Annotated in this window: 8 protein-coding genes; all 8 read left to right on the forward strand. The window is 35.9% G+C overall.

Translation table 11 applies throughout. The features are described 5' to 3' along the window. The first annotated feature begins 2 nt into the window (after positions 1-2). The 8 genes from sov to RCH13_RS08305 all read left to right on the forward strand — a co-directional run bounded on the left by sov (position 3) and on the right by RCH13_RS08305 (position 18,161). Positions 3-7,067, forward strand: coding sequence for a cell surface protein SprA (sov, locus tag RCH13_RS08270; RefSeq protein ID WP_442784621.1), 7,065 nt, complete (start codon positions 3-5; stop codon positions 7,065-7,067). 106 nt (positions 7,068-7,173) lie between these two features. Continuing rightward, positions 7,174-7,839 carry a GTP cyclohydrolase I FolE gene (folE, locus tag RCH13_RS08275; RefSeq protein WP_326986769.1) on the forward strand — a complete coding sequence of 222 codons (666 nt, stop codon included), beginning with the start codon at positions 7,174-7,176 and terminating at the stop codon, positions 7,837-7,839. A 68-nt stretch (positions 7,840-7,907) separates the two neighbouring features. Beyond that, positions 7,908-9,380, forward strand: a complete 1,473-nt coding sequence (gene cysS, locus RCH13_RS08280; RefSeq protein WP_326986770.1) for a cysteine--tRNA ligase — start codon at positions 7,908-7,910, stop codon at positions 9,378-9,380. A 246-nt stretch (positions 9,381-9,626) separates the two neighbouring features. Then, positions 9,627-12,284, forward strand: a complete 2,658-nt coding sequence (locus RCH13_RS08285; protein WP_326986771.1) for a 4-alpha-glucanotransferase — start codon at positions 9,627-9,629, stop codon at positions 12,282-12,284. A 265-nt stretch (positions 12,285-12,549) separates the two neighbouring features. Then, positions 12,550-13,557 carry a hypothetical protein gene (locus RCH13_RS08290; RefSeq protein WP_326986772.1) on the forward strand — a complete coding sequence of 336 codons (1,008 nt, stop codon included), beginning with the start codon at positions 12,550-12,552 and terminating at the stop codon, positions 13,555-13,557. Between the two features lie 234 nt (positions 13,558-13,791). Beyond that, positions 13,792-14,190, forward strand: a complete 399-nt coding sequence (locus RCH13_RS08295) for a hypothetical protein (RefSeq protein WP_326986773.1) — start codon at positions 13,792-13,794, stop codon at positions 14,188-14,190. Positions 14,191-14,346: 156 nt separating this feature from the next. Next, a complete protein-coding gene (locus RCH13_RS08300; protein WP_326986774.1) occupies positions 14,347-16,233 on the forward strand; it encodes a DUF3857 domain-containing protein in 1,887 nt (628 codons plus the stop codon). After that, on the forward strand, positions 16,230-18,161 hold the full coding sequence (locus RCH13_RS08305) for a DUF3857 domain-containing protein (protein ID WP_326986775.1): 1,932 nt from the start codon (positions 16,230-16,232) through the stop codon (positions 18,159-18,161). Before RCH13_RS08300 ends, RCH13_RS08305 begins: the two co-directional genes overlap by 4 nt. The last annotated feature ends 53 nt before the right edge of the window (positions 18,162-18,214 follow it).

The following is an 18,214-nucleotide window of genomic DNA, read 5'->3' on the forward strand; positions in this document are numbered from 1 at the left end:
ATTTGGAGAATTTTAGTTTTTTTAGACATCGATTAATCGTTTTTATATTCTTGTGCGTTTCTTTTGCAAGTCTTTCTGCGCAAGTAATTCCGAGTGATAGCGCTTCTGTAAGAACAGATTATTCATTGCCAAACCCAATGCGTTATGATGCTTTCTACGATGTAGAAACGGGTATGTATTTTCTCTATCCGAAAATTGGAAATATGATTGTGGGAAATCCCGTTTCCATGACGTCTGCCGAGTACAACCAATACATGCTCACCAATCAACTGAGCGCTTACTACAAAGAAAAATCCGAAACCAATAATCTAGGAAATCGGAAAGATCAGTCAGATGCGATTAAGAAAGGTCTTTTGCCAAGTCTTAATGTAAAAAATAAATTATTTGAGTCGATTTTTGGTGGAAACAAAATTGAAATTATTCCCCAAGGTTTCGCCTCTTTTGACATTGGCGGACTTTATCAAAAAATTGATAATCCTTTAATTTTACCCCAAAACAGAACCAGCTTCGCGATTGATATTCAGCAGCGGATTCAATTAGGATTGCTCGGAAAAGTGGGCGAAAATTTACAGCTCAAAGCCAACTATGATACGCAAAGTGGTTTCGCCTTTGAGAATAAAATGAATTTGGTTTGGCAGGCAAAAGGGTCTTGGAAAGACTTACAGTCTAAAGGTTTAAATGATAAAACCACTGGCGGCGAAGATAAAATTATCAAGAGAGTAGAATTCGGAAATGTTAATATGCCGCTTTCTACCAGTTTAATCAGAGGAAGTGAATCTTTGTTCGGATTAAAAACTGAATTTCAACTCGGAAAAACTTACGGAACTTTAGTCTTCTCTCAGCAACAGGGTGAAGCAAGAACAATTGTGGCGCAAGGCGGTGGTGTGATGAACACCTTTAAACTAAACGCGATTGATTATGAAGACAATCAGCATTATTATTTAGGTCATTATTTCTTAGACAATTATGATAACGCGCTTTTAAATTATCCTCAAATCAATTCCCGAATTAATATTACGAGAATTGAAGCGTGGGTTTTGGATCAAGGTTCAGGGAATCTTCAGGATCAGAAAGGAATATTGGGAATCCGTGATTTAGGTGACGGAATTTCTGGTTTCCCTGATAATTCTCAAAATAATTTATACCAAGGAATTGTAGGTTTAGGTGCTCCAATTAGAGATCCTAATTCAGCATACAACACCATAAATGGTCAAACTTTTCCCAATGCTGATGGTTCGCCAGAATTGTATCAAGATGGGGAACAATTTATTTTCAACAGAAAGGCACGGAAATTAAATCAAAATGAATTTACTTTCAATCCACAATTAGGATATCTTTCTCTTAATCAAAGGCTTAATGACAATCAGCTCTTATCTGTGGCGTATTCCTTCACCTTAAATGGAGACAGCAGAGTTTATAAAGTAGGAGAGTTTTCCGAAGAAAGTCCAGTTTTAATTACGAAACTTTTAAAGTCTAACATCAAAACCACCACTACGACTCCAATGTGGGATTTGATGATGAAAAATATTTATTCATTAAACTCCAACGATATTAACAGTGATGGATTTTTACTCAATGTTTATCTGCGTGATGCAACCAATGGTAAAGTAAATTATCTCCCCAACACGCCCGTTCAAGATACCAACTTATTGAAGTTATTCAATTGGGATCGCTTGAATATGAACAATGACTTGCAGCAAAACGGAACATCAACTGGTGATGGTATTTTCGATTTTGTTCCCGGTTTAACCATTAATCCACAAGACGGGAAAGTAATCTTCACGAAGGCAAAACCTTTCGGGGCTTATTTGCAAAATGTCTTAGGCACAAATAATCCAGATTATGTATTCAATGAGTTGTATGACCGTTTTAAAAATGTTGCTTCTGAGAATAAATTAGCTTTGGCGTACACCTTAGAAGGTCGATTTAAAGGTTCGCAGGGAACTGGGATTTCTTTAGGTGCCATCAATGTTCCGCAAGGATCTGTAAAAGTTACGGCGAATGGAGTACAGCTTCAAGAAGGTGTTGATTTTACCGTAGATTATATGCTTGGTTCCGTGAACATCATCAATGAAACGGTGAAGCAATCGGGTCAGGCAATTAATATTTCCTTAGAAAATCAGTTGACTTTTAATACGCAAAGAAAAAGATTTTTAGGTCTAAACTTAGAAAGAAAATTCAATGAGAATTTAACGATTGGTGGAACAGTAGTCAATTATGCAGAAACGCCACTTACTCAAAAAGTAAATTTCGGGCAAGAAGCAGTGAATAATACCATGGCAGGTTTCAATATTTTGTATAATAATGAATTGCCTTTCTTAACCAGATTAACAGACAAAATACCGTTAATCAATACAGAAGCTCCGTCCAATTTAAGTTTCGCAGCTGAAGGTGCATATTTGATTCCCGGACAAAATAAAGGAATTGGTGACCAATCTTATATTGATGATTTTGAACAAACCACTTCTAAAATTTCCTTGAAAGAACCTGCGATGTGGAGTCTAGCTTCTAAACCAGAAAAAAATCCAGAATCTATTTTTAGCACAGCAAATCTTAATGATAATATTGCCTATGGAAATGGGCGTGGTTTGCTAACTTGGTACAATATTGACCCTAGATTCTACGGAATTGGGGGTAGAGCTCCAAACGGAATAAATGCGGAAGCACTTTCTAATCACGCGTCAAGAAGAGTTCAAACCAAAGAATTATTCAACTCCAGAGATTTTGTGGCCGGTGAACAGTTGTACACCAATACTTTTGATTTAACGTATTTCCCACAAGAAAGAGGACCTTATAACGTAAATCCAGGTATAGAATCTACGCAACAAAGATGGGGCGGTTTAATGCGACCAATATCTGTGTCAAACTTTATCAATTCTAATATTGAGTATGTAGAATTTTGGATGATGGATCCGTATGCAGATGGAACTACTTTAGGGGCTAATCCTAAATTATTACTTCAGTTAGGAAACGTTTCCGAAGATATTTTAAAAGATGGTAAACTCAATTATGAAAATGGTTTGCCGACACCTACTGTTCCTGCAAATACCACTACAACAAATTGGGGAGTACAGCCAAATCAATTCCCTGTGCTTTATGCGTTCTCTACAGAAAATGAAGATCGTGCAGCGCAAGATGTGGGTTATGATGGACTAAATGCTGATGGCGAAGCAGCAAAATTTGGGACTAACTTTATCAATCCAATTACAAATACTTTGGATCCGGCTTCAGATGATTTCGTGTTTTATCTTTCCGATCAGTTTCAAGGTACTCAGGCGTCTTCTTTAGTGCAGCGTTATAAATATTTTCGCGGTCCTGATGGTAATTCGCAGAGTAATTCTTTGGAAGTTGCCACACAAACGCCAGATGCTGAAGATATCAACCGCGATTATAATTTAGATCAAAACGAAAATTATACCCAATACACCATTAATTTGGATCAGTCGAGTCTTGCTTTGGGTCAAAAATTTATTGTAGACGAAAAAGAAGTGGAAGTAAAATTCCAAAATGGTCAAACAGGCTCAAACAAATGGTTCTTATTCCGAGTTCCTGTAACTCAATTTGATGAGGGTGCAAATGAAGGTGGAGTGAAAGATCTTTCTATTCTGAATAATGTGCGTTTTGCCCGAATGTTATTAACTGGTTTCGATCAAACTTCAACCATCCGTTTCGGAACATTAGATTTGGTAAGAAGTGATTGGAGAAAATACACCAAAGACATTGCAACATTAACCACTGATACGGAAGGAACCTTCACTGTAGATGGTAGAGGTCTGGATGTAGGAAGTGTAAATTTGGAAGAAAATGGATTGAGCCAGCCTCCTTACGTTCTTCCTCCCGGAATTGACCGTCAGATCTTAAGTGGAAATGCGGGTGCACAAAGACAAAATGAAGCTTCCCTTTATTTAAAGGCTACTGATTTACAAGCCAACACTTCCCGTGGTGTTTTCAAAAATGTCGCTTTAGACATGCGTCGGTATAAAAAACTAGAACTTTTCGTTCACGCCGAAGATTTAAAAAATGTGACCTCTTCAGATTTTGATGATAAAGCAAAATTCTTTATTCGATTTGGAAGTGATGCCACAGATAACTATTATGAGTACGAAACTTCTTTAAAATATACACAGAAAAGTGCCACTTCACCACTAGAAATTTGGCCTAATGAAAATACGGTAAACTTAGAAATTCAAAACTTCATCGATGCTAAATTACGCCGTGATCAACAATCAGGAGTTGTTATTGATGAGCGAACTGCAGATGATGAGTACAATTCCATTGATCCAGATAAACAGATCTTTATTAGAGGTCGGCCAAGTTTAGGAAACGTAACTACGATTATGTTAGGGGTGAGAAATAAAGAAGCTGCTGTTTCAAAAGATTTAGTGCTTTGGGTGAATGAAATCCGACTTTCTGAAATTGAAAATAAAGGCGGTTATGCCGGTAATGCAAGTTTAAATTTCAATCTGGGAGATTTCGCCTTAGTTAATGCTAATGCATCTTATTCAACGATTGGATTTGGCGCAATTACGCAGAAACCTTCTGAGAGAGCACAGTCTGCTTTGTCTGCATTCAACATCAACACAACGGTAAATGTGGATAAATTTTTGCCAGAAAAAATTGGGATGAAGATTCCTGTGAATTATTCTTACACGCAAACTATTGAAGACCCGAAATACAATCCATTAGACAATGATGTTACTTTCGAAAAAGCTACAAATAGAGAGGAATTAAAAACAGTAGCGAGAACATATACGCAGCAAAGAAGCATTGGGGTAGTAAATATGCGGAAAGAAAGAATGAATCCGGAGAAAAAACCGAAATTCTATGACGTTGAAAATCTTTCTCTCACTACCGTTTATAATGATGATTATTATCGAGATGTTTATACCAAGAAAAATTACCGTCAGTATTTAAGAGGATACGTTGACTACAATTATTCATTCAAACCATTTGTCATCAGACCTTTTAATAAATTGGTGAGTGATACGGCGAAATCTTACAAATATTTACGTTGGGTAAAAGAGGTGAATTTTAATCCAGTACCAACAAGATTATCTTTCCGTACAGAAATTGACCGAAATTATAATGAGTTAGAATTTAGAAATATAGAAGCGATTCTTAATGGGACTACAGGTCAAGATTTTGATGTCATCAGGAACAGAAATTTCTACTTTGGATGGCAATACGGTTTAGGATTTAATTTCACCAAATCTCTAAAATTGGAAATTAATTCTGCCATGCGAACGTTGAATGATAATTTAAATGTTGCGGATATGAACACTAAATCTATTTTCGCAGATCCTTTCCGCGCAGGTAGGCCCGTTCTTTACAACCACAGAGTTCAGCTAAATTATAAGTTCCCTTTTGAATATTTGCCTTATCTGGATTTCGTGAATGCGGAATTGGGTTATGGATTTACGTACAACTGGAACGCGAGAAGTACAGTCTTAACAAATTTCATCAACCCTGATACCAATCAAGCAGAAAGTTTAGGAAGCATCGGGCAGAATACCAATAATATTGTTGCCACTGCCGCCGTAGATGTACCGAAATTCTTTAGCAAGTTTAAATACTTTCAGGCAATCAATACCAAAATGCAGAAACGCAAACAGGAAATTGATTCTTTGAACAATGCGTATAATTTGGTCTGGCAAAAGAAAAATTCGAAGAAAAACTTCAAGAGCTATAAATTCAAGAATAAATTGAATCCATTGCAAAGTATTGCCTACGCTTTAACATCTATTAAGCAGGTTGATATTTCTTACAATGAGAATAATGGAACAGTGCTACCAGGATTACTTTCTGCACCGAATTGGTATGGTTACGGTCAAACTTTGGGTGGACCTACTTATGGTTTCCTTTTAGGTTCGCAAGCAGATGTCCGCAGAACAGTGATCGAAAATGGGTGGATCTCTAACTCTACGTATATGAACGATCCTTATACCCAGTTGAAAAGTCAAAATTTATTGGCAAATGTGCAAATTATGCCGGTGAATGAATTCCGAATTGATTTCAATGTGTTGAAAAACTATAACAGTAATTTCATTCAAGGTGGTTATAATGTAGATGCTGATCCCGTGCGTTCTGGTTTCCAAAATTCTTTCGGAACAGATCTAATTACGTATTCAAGAACAGCGTGGACTTTCGGCACCGCCTTTAAAGACGGTAACGAAATTTATAACAACATGTACGAGTACGCCAAACAAATCTACGTTCAGTCTGGCGGAGCTTTTAATCAAACTGACTTTGCAAACGGGAGAGGTTTAGCAGATGCTTATGTTTTAATTCCCGCATTTCAAGCAGCTGTGGAGGGAAAATCTCCAAACGGTAGACTTACTGACCCGAAGAAATCTGGTTTCCCACTTCCGAATTGGAGAGTTACCTATTCTGGGTTGAAAAATATTCCGTTTATTAACAGTCAGTTTACCAAGTTCGATGTGTTACATGGCTATACATCAACTTACACAGCTTCCGGAATTCAATCCAGCGTTGATTTTTATAACGCACAGAATAATCCTGGAGCGCCGCAAGCTGATACTTTTGGGAATGATTTCAATCCGTACACATTCTCTCAGGTAGGATATGTAGAAGCTTTTGCGCCATTAATTGGAGCAGATGTAACCATGAGAAACAATATGCAATTCCGTGCTCAATATAATAGAGACCGTTTGTTTATGTTAGGTTTGGTAAATCAAACTTTAACCGAAGATTCTGGTAATGAATACATCGTTGGTTTTGGATACATCTTAAAAGATTTAAAATTAAAAGTAAACTTTAAGGGGAAAGCCACCAATATAAAAAGTGATTTAAATATCCGCGGAGATTTTTCTCTAAGAGATAGTCAGACGAAAATTACCAACATTCTTCAAAATGACTCTCAAATTACGGGCGGTCAAAGAATGATGAGTTTTAAACTCTCTGCAGATTACAACATGTCTCAGAATTTTAACATTAGAGTCTTTTACGATCAATTGATGACGAAGTATAAAATTTCTACCGCCTTCCCGCTTTCTACAATTAGAGCAGGATTAACGGCAACCTTCACTTTTGCGGGTGGTGGTTTCTAAAATATTCTAAGGTAAAATCTTACATAATCCCTTTCCTTTTGGAGAGGGTTTTTTGGTATGGAGAATAAAAATTAAATCCCTAATTTTGTCCTTCATTTTTTACACTATGAATCAAGAGATAGACAATGATGATGACATCTTCACTGGCAAAGAGCATACTCCACTAAGAGAAGATGCCTTTGAAAAATCCGCAGAAGAAAAAACCCAAATTATTCAGCACCATTTCCACCAAATTATGGAGACTTTAGGCTTAGATATGATGGACGATTCCCTGAAAGATTCCCCAAAAAGAGTTGCGAAAATGTTCGTGAATGAAATTTTTGGCGGCTTACTGCCAGAAAATAAACCCGGTATCTCTACCTTTTCTAATAAATACAAGTACCGACAAATGTTGGTGGAAAAAGACATCACTGTTTATTCATTTTGTGAGCATCATTTTTTGCCCATCATTGGCAAAGCGCATGTGGCATACATTTCTAATGGCGAGGTGATTGGTCTTTCTAAAATTAATCGATTGGTCGATTATTACGCAAAGCGACCACAGGTTCAAGAACGTTTAACCATGCAGATTGTTGATGCTTTAAAAGATGCTCTGGGAACCAAAGATGTTGCGTGTATCATTGATGCGAAACATTTGTGTGTGAATTGTCGCGGAATTAAAGATACTTCCAGCTCCACCATTACGGCAGAAATGAGCGGAATTTTCCGCACCAATCCTATTACGCGTCAAGAATTTTTACATTATGTAGGAAGCCACGCGAAGCTTGACTAAATTAATTTAACGTTTTGGTCATTTGCACTAATTCTTGACGTGCACTTCACCTTTAATTCTTATCCAATATGGCCCTTAAAATATACAACTCCCTGACCAACGAAAAAGAAGTTTTTAAACCAATCCACGAAAATAAAGTGGGAATGTATGTGTGTGGACCAACCGTTTACAGCAATGTGCACCTCGGTAATGTGAGAACTTTTATGTCTTTTGATTTCATCTACAGAACTTTGATGTATTTAGGTTATGATGTTCGCTACGTGCGTAATATTACAGATGCCGGTCATTTAACAGATGATGGAAATGTTGAGAATGACCGCTTTGTAAAACAATCTCGGTTAGAAAAACTGGAGCCCATGGAAATTGTTCAAAAATACACCGTGGATTTTCACAAAGTTTTAGATATTTTCAACTTACTTCCGCCTACCATAGAACCTACGGCAACCGGACATATCATTGAGCAGATTGAATTGACCCAAAAATTAATTGACACTGGTTTCGCCTATGAAAGCAATGGTTCCGTTTATTTTGATGTTTTAGCGTACAATGCGAAAGGTTTAAATTACGGAGAATTATCCCGCAGAAATATCGAAGAACTATTTGCTAATACCCGCGATTTAGACGGCCAAAGCGAAAAGAAAAACCCGCAAGATTTTGCCCTTTGGAAATCTGCGTCTCCTGCCCATATTATGCGATGGAATTCCCCGTGGGGTGAAGGTTTTCCTGGATGGCATTTGGAGTGTACTGCCATGTCAACGAAGTATCTCGGTGAAAAATTTGATATTCACGGCGGGGGAATGGACTTGAAATTTCCGCATCATGAGTGCGAAATAGCGCAAGGTAAAGCCTGCAATGGAACCAATCCCGTAAATTATTGGATGCATGCAAATATGTTAACCATGAATGGACAGCGTATGAGTAAATCAACTGGAAATTATATTATTCCCATGGATCTAGTTTCAGGGGAAAATGACTTTTTCCAAAAAGCCTTTCATCCAACTATTGTTAGATTTAACTTTTTACAAGCCCATTACAGAAGTGTTTTGGATATTTCTAATGATGCCATGGTTGCAAGTGAAAAAGGATTTCAGCGATTGATGGAAGCGGTTAAAATCTTAAATTCATCAACAGGAACAGCGAAAAGCGATTCGGAGTCAACATTCGATTTTACGGCTTGGAAAAATAAATGTGACGAAGCATTAGGTGACGATTTCAACTCACCGATTCTTATTTCTCATCTCTTTGAAGCGGTTAATTTTCTTTTTAAATTAAAAGAAAGGAAGGAAGGTATTTCAGCAGAGAATTTAGAGCTTTTAAAAGCGGCAATGAATGAATATGTTTTTCAGGTTTTGGGATTACAAAACATCGAAGAAAATAATAATTCCAAATTAGATCAAGCGTTACAGGTTTTGATTGAGTTGCGAAATCAAGCACGTAAGTCTAAGAATTTCGACTTGTCTGATCAGATTCGCGATCGTTTGTTAGCAGAAGGCATTGAGTTAAAAGATGGCCGAGAGGGAACGACTTATTCCATCCAATAATTTTATAAACTTATGAAGAGCCTTCTGTAAATGGAAGGCTTTTTTTTATGGAAATTCCGACTGTAATTTTAATATTAACGACGTGGTTTTTATTAAATCGGTAAATTATTCTGCTTCTAAGATTTTGAGTCTTGTAAAGGTTTATATTTCAGATGTTAAGCTATATGTTGGTCAAAAAACAAAGCCGTAATTCAGTCTTATTTTAAACTTAGAAATTGTAAATTGCAAGTGTTAAAAACATTATTTATGAAACTTGATTTTACAATAAATTACAGAACCAAAGTTGGCGAGAATTTACAGCTTTTGGTTTGTGGAAATGAGGCCGAAGACAAAGTACATTCCATGACTTATTTGGATAATGGAACCTGGACTGTAGAAGTGGACCATTTTTCTAAAACAATATCGTATAAGTATCGCGTAGTTAATGATGAGGGTTATATACTGGTAGAAGAACTATCTCTTCATTTCCTAAATCTACCTCATAACTATGATGAATTATTGATCGATGATGTTTGGAACGCCAAAAATTTTCCAGAAAATTACCTCAATAATAAAATTCTCAAAAACAAATTAAGTGGTTTTAAACCGAAGAAAGTTTCGGTATTAAAAAAACATTCTCATCTTTTTCGTTTGGAAGTTCCCATTTATCAACCCAACTGGAAAGTGGTTTTATTAGGCAATACCGAAGCTCTGGGGAATTGGGAATACTTGCGAGCCGTGCCGATGTCTCAGACGGATTTTGGAATTTGGGAAGCTGCGGTAGAAATTATCTCAGATGAAACGATAATTTACAAATACGGATTGCAGAATACCGATTCCGGTGACGTCTTCGATATTGAATATGGTGACAACCGCTGGACTTTTCCAAATGTCGAAAAAAATATTCTTCGCATAAAAGCAGATCATTTCTTTAAATTTAAATCTTTTGAAATGTATCATGCAGCCGGAGTTGCAGTGCCTGTTTTTGCCTTGCGTTCAGAAAAAGGTTTTGGAGTTGGAGAGTTTTTAGATCTCAAAAATTTGGCAGATTGGGCAAGTAAGACGAAACTTTCGATTTTACAAATCTTACCAATAAATGATACTACTGCAAATTACACGTGGACAGATTCATATCCTTACGCGGCCATTTCTGTTTATGCACTTCATCCGCAATATCTTTCTATTGATCGCTTAGAATATTCTATTCCGAAAGAATTACAAAAAGATTTTGAGTCCAAGAAAGCTGAACTGAATAAGGTCAGTTTAATTGATTATGAGCAGGTAATTTCTGAGAAATGGAGATTCGTCAAAGCTATTTTTACGGCTAATAAAGAAAGTATTTTAAAGGACCGAAACTTTAAAAAATTCCTGAAGGAAAATGAAGAATGGGTCCTTACTTACAGTGCGTTCTGTGTGCAGCGAGACAAGTATAAGACTCCAAATTTCAATGATTGGAAAACGCACAAAAAATATATTGCGGGAAAAATTACTCCTTTCTTTTCTCCGAAAAATAAAGAATATGAAATCGCGATGCTTCATGCTTGGGTTCAGTATCAACTTCATTTACAACTAAAAGAAGCCGTTGATTATACGCACGGTTTAGGAATTTCTGTGAAAGGTGATTTGCCAATTGGAATTTACCGGTTTTCTGTAGAAGCTTGGACGGAACCAGAATTGTTCGGAATGGATTTTCAAGCGGGAGCACCGCCGGATCAGTTCACAGATTTAGGGCAAAACTGGGAATTTCCGACCTATAACTGGGAAGCCATGAAAGAAGATGGTTACCGATGGTGGAAAAATCGTTTCAAAGCCTTGGAACAATATTTTGATGCCATGAGAATTGATCATATCCTTGGGTTTTTCCGAATTTGGAGAATGCCAATGAGCGCCACTCAAGGTATTTTAGGATATTTTTATCCGGCGATTCCAGTAAAGATGGAGGAATTTTATGCGAGAAACATTCCTTTTAATGAAGATCGGTATTGCAGTCCATTCATCAATGATCAAATCCTTTGGGATAATTTCGGACAAGAGAAAGACGCTATTCAGAATGAATTTATGCACAATCATTTTGATGGAACCTATACTTTAAAAGAAGAATTTGATACTCAAAGAAAACTGACGGATTATTTCAAAACCAATCCACACGATTGGGCAGAAGAAAAATTAATCTCACTCTGTGCAAATGTTCTGTTTTTGCCAGAAACCTTAGATAATGGTGAAATTGTTTACCACCCGAGATTTAATATTCAAAAAACTTCTTCTTACCAAAATCTTTCGGATTGGGAGAAAATTGCTGTGAACGAATTATACGTAGATTATTTCTTTAAACGCCAAGATGGAATGTGGGCAGAGAAAGCCATGGAAAAACTACCCGTAATTCTAAATGCCACAGACATGCTTATTTGCGGCGAAGATTTAGGACTCGTTCCAGATTGCGTTCCAGATATTATGGATCAGTTAGCGATCACCGCTTTAAAAGTTCAAAGAATGCCTTCTGATAATATTCCATGGTACAATCCAAAATCTGCTGGATATATGAACGTAGTAACCGCAAGTTCCCATGATAGTTCTACTTTACGTCAATGGTGGCATGAAGACCGAAACTTGACCCAGGAATATTTCAATAAACAACTCGGTCAATCTGGAACTGCACCTTGGAACTTAGAGCCGGAGCTTGCAGAAATTATTATGAAACAGCATCTTTATAACAATTCAATGTTGGCCATTTTTCCAATTCAGGAGTTTTTAGCGACAGACCGTGAATTGTCCAACCCCAATATGGATGAAGAAAGGATTAATAACCCTGCCGTATTTCCACACTTTTGGAGATACAGAATGCATCTTAATGTTGAAAATCTTTTAAATAAAGAAGGATTCAATCAAAAAATTGCGCATTGGGTCACGGATTCTAACCGAAGCTAAAAACATTTTAATATATTTTTCAGCCTTTTTTCAAAGTATTTGTCGGCTGAAGGGATTTATTTACGATTTTTATTTCTTTTAAAATCAATCGTTTATCAATTTATAAAAGGAAGTTGAAACCTCGGTTTTAACTTCCTTTCTTTTTTGTAATCAAAAGTGTGTTGAGTAATGATATTGACGCTTTAAATTATTGTCTTTCAATGTATTAACTGATATTAATGGCACGTTTTTCTCTTATTCTCAACTAACAAATAAAGATTTTACAATGAAAAAAATATTTTTGGGATTTTCGGTGTTTTTATCAGCATTGATTTCCGCGCAGCAGTATCCAGACTATTATCCAGCTAGTAATGACTACAGTAACTATTATGGAGATAATGAAGATGCTTACTATTTTCCCGATGATTATTACTATGAGTATCCTAATGATTATTACACCAATAATTTTTATGAAAATTCTTATAATGATTACAGAAGAAGTATCAATGACGTAAACTGGAACAGATTCTTTTCCATTAACCGTTTGGCACCTTGGCAAATTCAACAAATTATAATGCTGAATGAACTTTATCCTTCATTTAATAGTTGGGATTTTAATTACAGATACAATCCAGACCGGTGGTATTATGATCGCTTCTATGCATTAGAAAGAATTTTGGGTCCACAAGCTTTCGTTGTTTTTCAAAACAGCTACTATAATGGATACAGCCCTGTGAATTATTACAGAAATTACAGAAGACAACATTATTCTACGGTAGTATATGTGGTACCGAGATATAGAAATGTAAATGTTAATCGGTATAGAGTTGATAGAAATCAATACCATCAAAGTAACCCGAGAAATAATTACGGCTTCCGGGATACGCCAAAGCAAGGAAATGGAAACTGGAATACAACACCGCAGATTAACGGTTTCAGAAATAATGATGCTTCTAATAATATCGAAAAAGGAAGTAACTTTAGAAATAACACCTCTGCTCCAAATGCAAATACGCAAAGTAATGGAAACAGTGGATTTAGGAATGATGCAGCAACCAAAACAGAACGTACTGCACCGAAAAGTAATGGTTTCAGAAATCAAAACTCTGTTTCGAAACCGCAACCTTCGGCTCCACAAAACAGTGGTTTTCGAAATGGAAATTCTGGGAACATACATGCAGCACCAGAGAGAAGGTTAGAAAATAATTCTGGCAACAGAGAAATGTCTAGGCCAACTCCTGCAGCGCCCTCAGCGAGTTCAAGAAGTTCAGGTTTTAGGTTTACTTCTAAATAAATTTAGATTTTGAAAATAATAGGAGAGAGCTGAACAAAAACAGCTCTTTTTTTATTGGCAAGAAATAGGAAGACTCAAATGCAAGTCTATTTAAGGTTTCTGAAAAGTTTTGTTAACATTTTATTAATATTATTGCTCGAAACCTGATTTTAACAATTAATTATCATCTTAAGCTTTAACTTATTTTCAAATTTATTATCCAAACATCAACACCAAGATAAAATTAATAAAACAATGAAAAAAATTATTTTAAGCGCAGCAATGATCGCCTTCGGAACATTTGCAATGGCACAGGAAACTAGTAAAATGACTAAAAAAAATCCAGCGCATATGGAACAGAAAAGACAGGAAAATATGCAGATGATGAAGCAGGAATTGAACTTGACTTCTGCACAAATGGACAGAATTAAGTCACTACAAGACAAAAATATGGCAGAGAGAAAAGCCAATGCTCCTGCAAAACAAGCGGAACGAAGAGAAAAAATGGCGGAAATGAAAGCCAAGCGTGCTCAGCATAATGCTGAAATGAAAAAAATTCTAACCGCAGATCAATACACAAAGTGGGAAGCCAACAAAAAAGAAAAAATGCAGAAGAAAGGCAGAAAGATGAGTAAAATGCAACAGGTTAGGTAGTTTATAGTTTAAGTTTTTTTTTACATGAAGCGGAAATTTTATTTCCGCTTTTTTTATTGCCTACATTAGAGAATTGTGATACATTTGAAAAGATTGTCTTAAGCTATTTTCAATAATATTATTAAGCGATTAACAAATTATATTTACATTTAACATATGAAGAAAATATATTTCCTTTTTTCCTTAATTCTTTCCCTATTTCATTATTCTCAAGATTATAATTCGGCCAACATTCCAGAAAGTTTATTATCTGGAGCCAATACCGTTGTTAGAGAAGAATCTGAGGATTACATTTTGAAGTCCGTTAATGACATGGAAATTAAAAATTCCTTGGCCATCACTATATTAAGTAGTGGCGGAAATGAAAACGCAACAGTCGTAATTCCTTACAATCCTACTACCAAAGTCAGTAATATCAAAGTTGAATTATTTGATAGTTCGGGTAAACTGATGAAAACTTATACCAAAAAAGATTTTTCCGATTACACGCACAATCCCAGTGCTGCTTTGTATGTAGATGACCGAATTTTAGTCTTAAAACCCATGTCGACTAAATATCCTTACACTGTAAAATCTTCCTATGAGGTGAATACTTCGAACACCGTATATCTCAGTAATTTTCGTCCGATGAGCGCCTACGGTGTGGCCGTGGAAAAAAGTGTATTCTCTATCCGAAATCCATCGGGCATTAAAATACGCACCAAAATTAACAACAAACCTTTGGCAAAAGTTTCATTTTCTGAGGCTTCTGATGTTTGGACATATTCTTACTCTAATATTCCTGCAATCACTCAGGAAGATTTATCTCCCAGTATCTCTTCTCTAATTCCCAATGTAGAATTTTCTCCAGAAAAGTTTACGTTGGAAGGTAATCAGGGAGATATGACGAGTTGGGACAGTTTCGGGAAATGGTATTATGATAAACTTTTATCTCCCGTTTCTATGGTAACGCCAGAAATTTCGGCCGAAGTAAACGCCTTGAATTTAACGGGAACTACGTCTGAAAAAGTGAAAACCATTTACCAATATCTTCAAAATAAAACACGCTATGTTTTAATTGCCATGGGAATCGGTGGGTGGCAACCAATGTCTGCAGCTGAGGTTAGTAAAAAAGGTTACGGAGATTGTAAAGCTTTGACGAATTATATGCACACCATGTTAACTGCAGCGGGGATCCCTTCTCATTATGCAGTGATTTATGATGATCAAACCGTTTTTAGTTTTGATAAAAATTTCCCCAAACTATCCGGAAATCATGTGATCTTAATGGTTCCCACTGAAAAAGAAACTATTTGGTTAGAAAACACTTCTCAGAAAGTAGCTTATAATCATTTATTCTATTCTTCTCACAACAGAAATGTCTTGGCTGTAAAAAAAGATGGTATAGAAATCATTGATACACCCATTTATGAACCGCAACAAAGCAAAGAAAAGCTCTTAGGAAAAATCCAAATTCTTAGTGATGGGAGTATGAATTCTACTGCTAATTTCCAATTTTCTGGAGGACAGTATGACGGTAATTTACCACTGTTCACTTTAAAAAATGACGAGGTCAATGATGCGTTGAAAAACAGATACTACAATCTGAAAATTGATGAATTAGATGTTTTGAATTTAAAGAATGATAAGGATCTCGCAAAAATACATTATGATTTAAAACTAAAGGCAAATAGCTTCTCGAAAAAGCTGGGGTCGGATTTGTTCTTTCCTGTAATGCCCTATTATCAAGCAATGATGCTTTCTTCGAACGAGGAACGTAAACTTCCCTTTGAAAATGCTTTCCCTTTTCAAGATGATTATGAAATTGAGTACAGCATTCCCGTGGACTACAAATTTTCAGAAATTCCTACTCCTACGGAATTTACTACAGAGTTCGGATCATATAGCATCAACTTTACTTTAATAGACCAAAAACTTTCAGTTCACCGGATTTTAACCATCAAAAAAGGACTTTATCCTAAAGAAAAATACAGTGAATATCTGGCTTTTCGTAAAAAAACAGCCAGCTTTGACAATACTAAAATTCTTATTACAAAACTATGATAAAACATTTATTTTATTTACTGATTCTACTGCAGGCAGGACTGTTTACTGCACAAAACAAATTTCTAAACACTCCAAAAATATCAGATGCGGATCTTGCCAGTGTGAAGTCTGTGAAATATCCAGATGTTCCCGCGGAAATACTTTATCGCTCAGTACATTTTTTGGTGGATTATGATGGGTATCTGACGCAAGAAATTGTAAGCCGCATTAAAATTTATGATAAAGACAATGCCGGAGATTATTTGGATCATCAAATCTCATTGTATGATAATAAGAAAGGATCGAGAGAGGTTTTGAGTAATCTGAAAGCATTTACCTACAATCTGCAAGACGGAAAAATTGAAGCCACTAAAGTAGAGCGAGATGAGAAATATGCATCTAAAGAAGATAAAAATTATTCTATTACAAAATTTGCATTTCCTAATGTAAAAGATGGGTCGGTTGTAGAATATTCTTATAAAATTTTCACACCTTTTCTCGGTTCCACACCTCGGATTTTGATCGAAGATAAAATTCCGGTTAAATATATTGAGTATGTTTTCGATACGGCAAAACCTTTAGGTTATTCCATTAATTACAAGGGAAATCTTGTTCCTACTTTTCGGGATATGGGAGAAAAAATTCTGTACGGTGGAGAGTACAAAGTCTATCGCTTTGGTTATGAGAATGTGGCACCCTATAAAGAAGAGAAGTATGTCCGGAATAGCGATAACTACAAGACAGGAATTAAAGCTGAATTGAATTCAACACTGTTTAATAATCAATTAAAATCCTACTCAATTTCTTGGAAAGATATCAGCAAAAGATTGTATGAGAATGAAAACTTCGGTACAGAATTGAATAGAAACAGTCTGGTAAAAGATCTTCTGCCCGCAGATATTAAATCGATGCCCGTGAAATTAGAGCGCGCGCGAGCTGTTTTAAGGTACGTTCAAAAAAATTACACTTGGAACAAAGAAGATGATGTAGTAACAGACAAAGGAATTAAAAATCTACTCAACACCAAAGTTGGTAATACCGCGGAACTAAATATATTATTGATTTTACTTTTAAAAAGTGCTGATATAGATGCGCAACCTATCGTTCTAGCCACTACCAGAAGAGGAATGTTAACAGATTATCTTCCCTCTATGGCACAATTAAATTTCGTGGCTGCTTCTTTTTTGGAAAATGAAAATTTCTTTGTATTAGATGCAACCTCCAAGCAAAGTGATATCAACATGATTTCACCACGCGCTTTAAATTACTTCGGCTTTTTTATGCCGAAAGATGATGCTAAGCAAATTAATATTGTATTCCCAGAAAAGAGCAAAACATTTCTTACCGTAGATGCTAAAATGAATGCAGATGGTAGTTTTGAGGGTCATTTTGCAGACCGTGATACCAAGTTATTTGGAATGATGGTGAATGAAAGCTACGAAGAAGACAAGGATAAATTCGCGAAAAACTATAAAGACGAATATAAATTTCCCTTTTCTAATTTTAAACAAGGTGCCCTAGAAAATCGAGATTTCGAATCAAGTTTTGATTTTAGCGCAGATACTTTTACGGATGTTTTAGGGAGTAAATTGGTTTTCAATCCATTGCTTTTTCTTTATTCTCAGAATCATAACTTTGATCAAACCGAAACGAGAAAAGCGCCTCTGGAATTTGTTTCCTCCTTTGACCGTGTGAAAAAAGTGACTATAACCATTCCAGATAATTATGTTTTTGAAAATGTGCCGAAATCTAAAAAGTTCCGGACAGAAGATAACGCCTTGCAATATACTTATGATGTGCAGCAAACCGGAAATAAATTAACGGTAGAAACCACGGTAAAGATTGACGATTCTGTTTTCCCAGCCGAATATTTCCCAGCTTTTAAGCAAATCTATGACAACATTACAAAGCTTGAAGCGCAAGTAGTAACTGCAGTAAAAAAATAATATTTCATTATTTCTTTTCAAAAATTAAACCTGTCTCCGTGAAGACAGGTTTT

This window comes from Chryseobacterium sp. MP_3.2 (assembly GCF_035984805.1).
GTDB lineage: Bacteria > Bacteroidota > Bacteroidia > Flavobacteriales > Weeksellaceae > Kaistella.

What these genes read in the sequence shown, in the direction of transcription:
- RCH13_RS08300 (WP_326986774.1), top strand. Translation starts at nt 14,347, where the DNA reads ATGAAGAAAATATATTTCCTTTTTTCCTTAATTCTTTCCCTATTTCAT.
- RCH13_RS08290 (WP_326986772.1), top strand. Translation starts at nt 12,550, where the DNA reads ATGAAAAAAATATTTTTGGGATTTTCGGTGTTTTTATCAGCATTGATT.
- RCH13_RS08305 (WP_326986775.1), top strand. Translation starts at nt 16,230, where the DNA reads ATGATAAAACATTTATTTTATTTACTGATTCTACTGCAGGCAGGACTG.
- folE (WP_326986769.1), top strand. Translation starts at nt 7,174, where the DNA reads ATGAATCAAGAGATAGACAATGATGATGACATCTTCACTGGCAAAGAG.
- RCH13_RS08295 (WP_326986773.1), top strand. Translation starts at nt 13,792, where the DNA reads ATGAAAAAAATTATTTTAAGCGCAGCAATGATCGCCTTCGGAACATTT.
- cysS (WP_326986770.1), top strand. Translation starts at nt 7,908, where the DNA reads ATGGCCCTTAAAATATACAACTCCCTGACCAACGAAAAAGAAGTTTTT.
- RCH13_RS08285 (WP_326986771.1), top strand. Translation starts at nt 9,627, where the DNA reads ATGAAACTTGATTTTACAATAAATTACAGAACCAAAGTTGGCGAGAAT.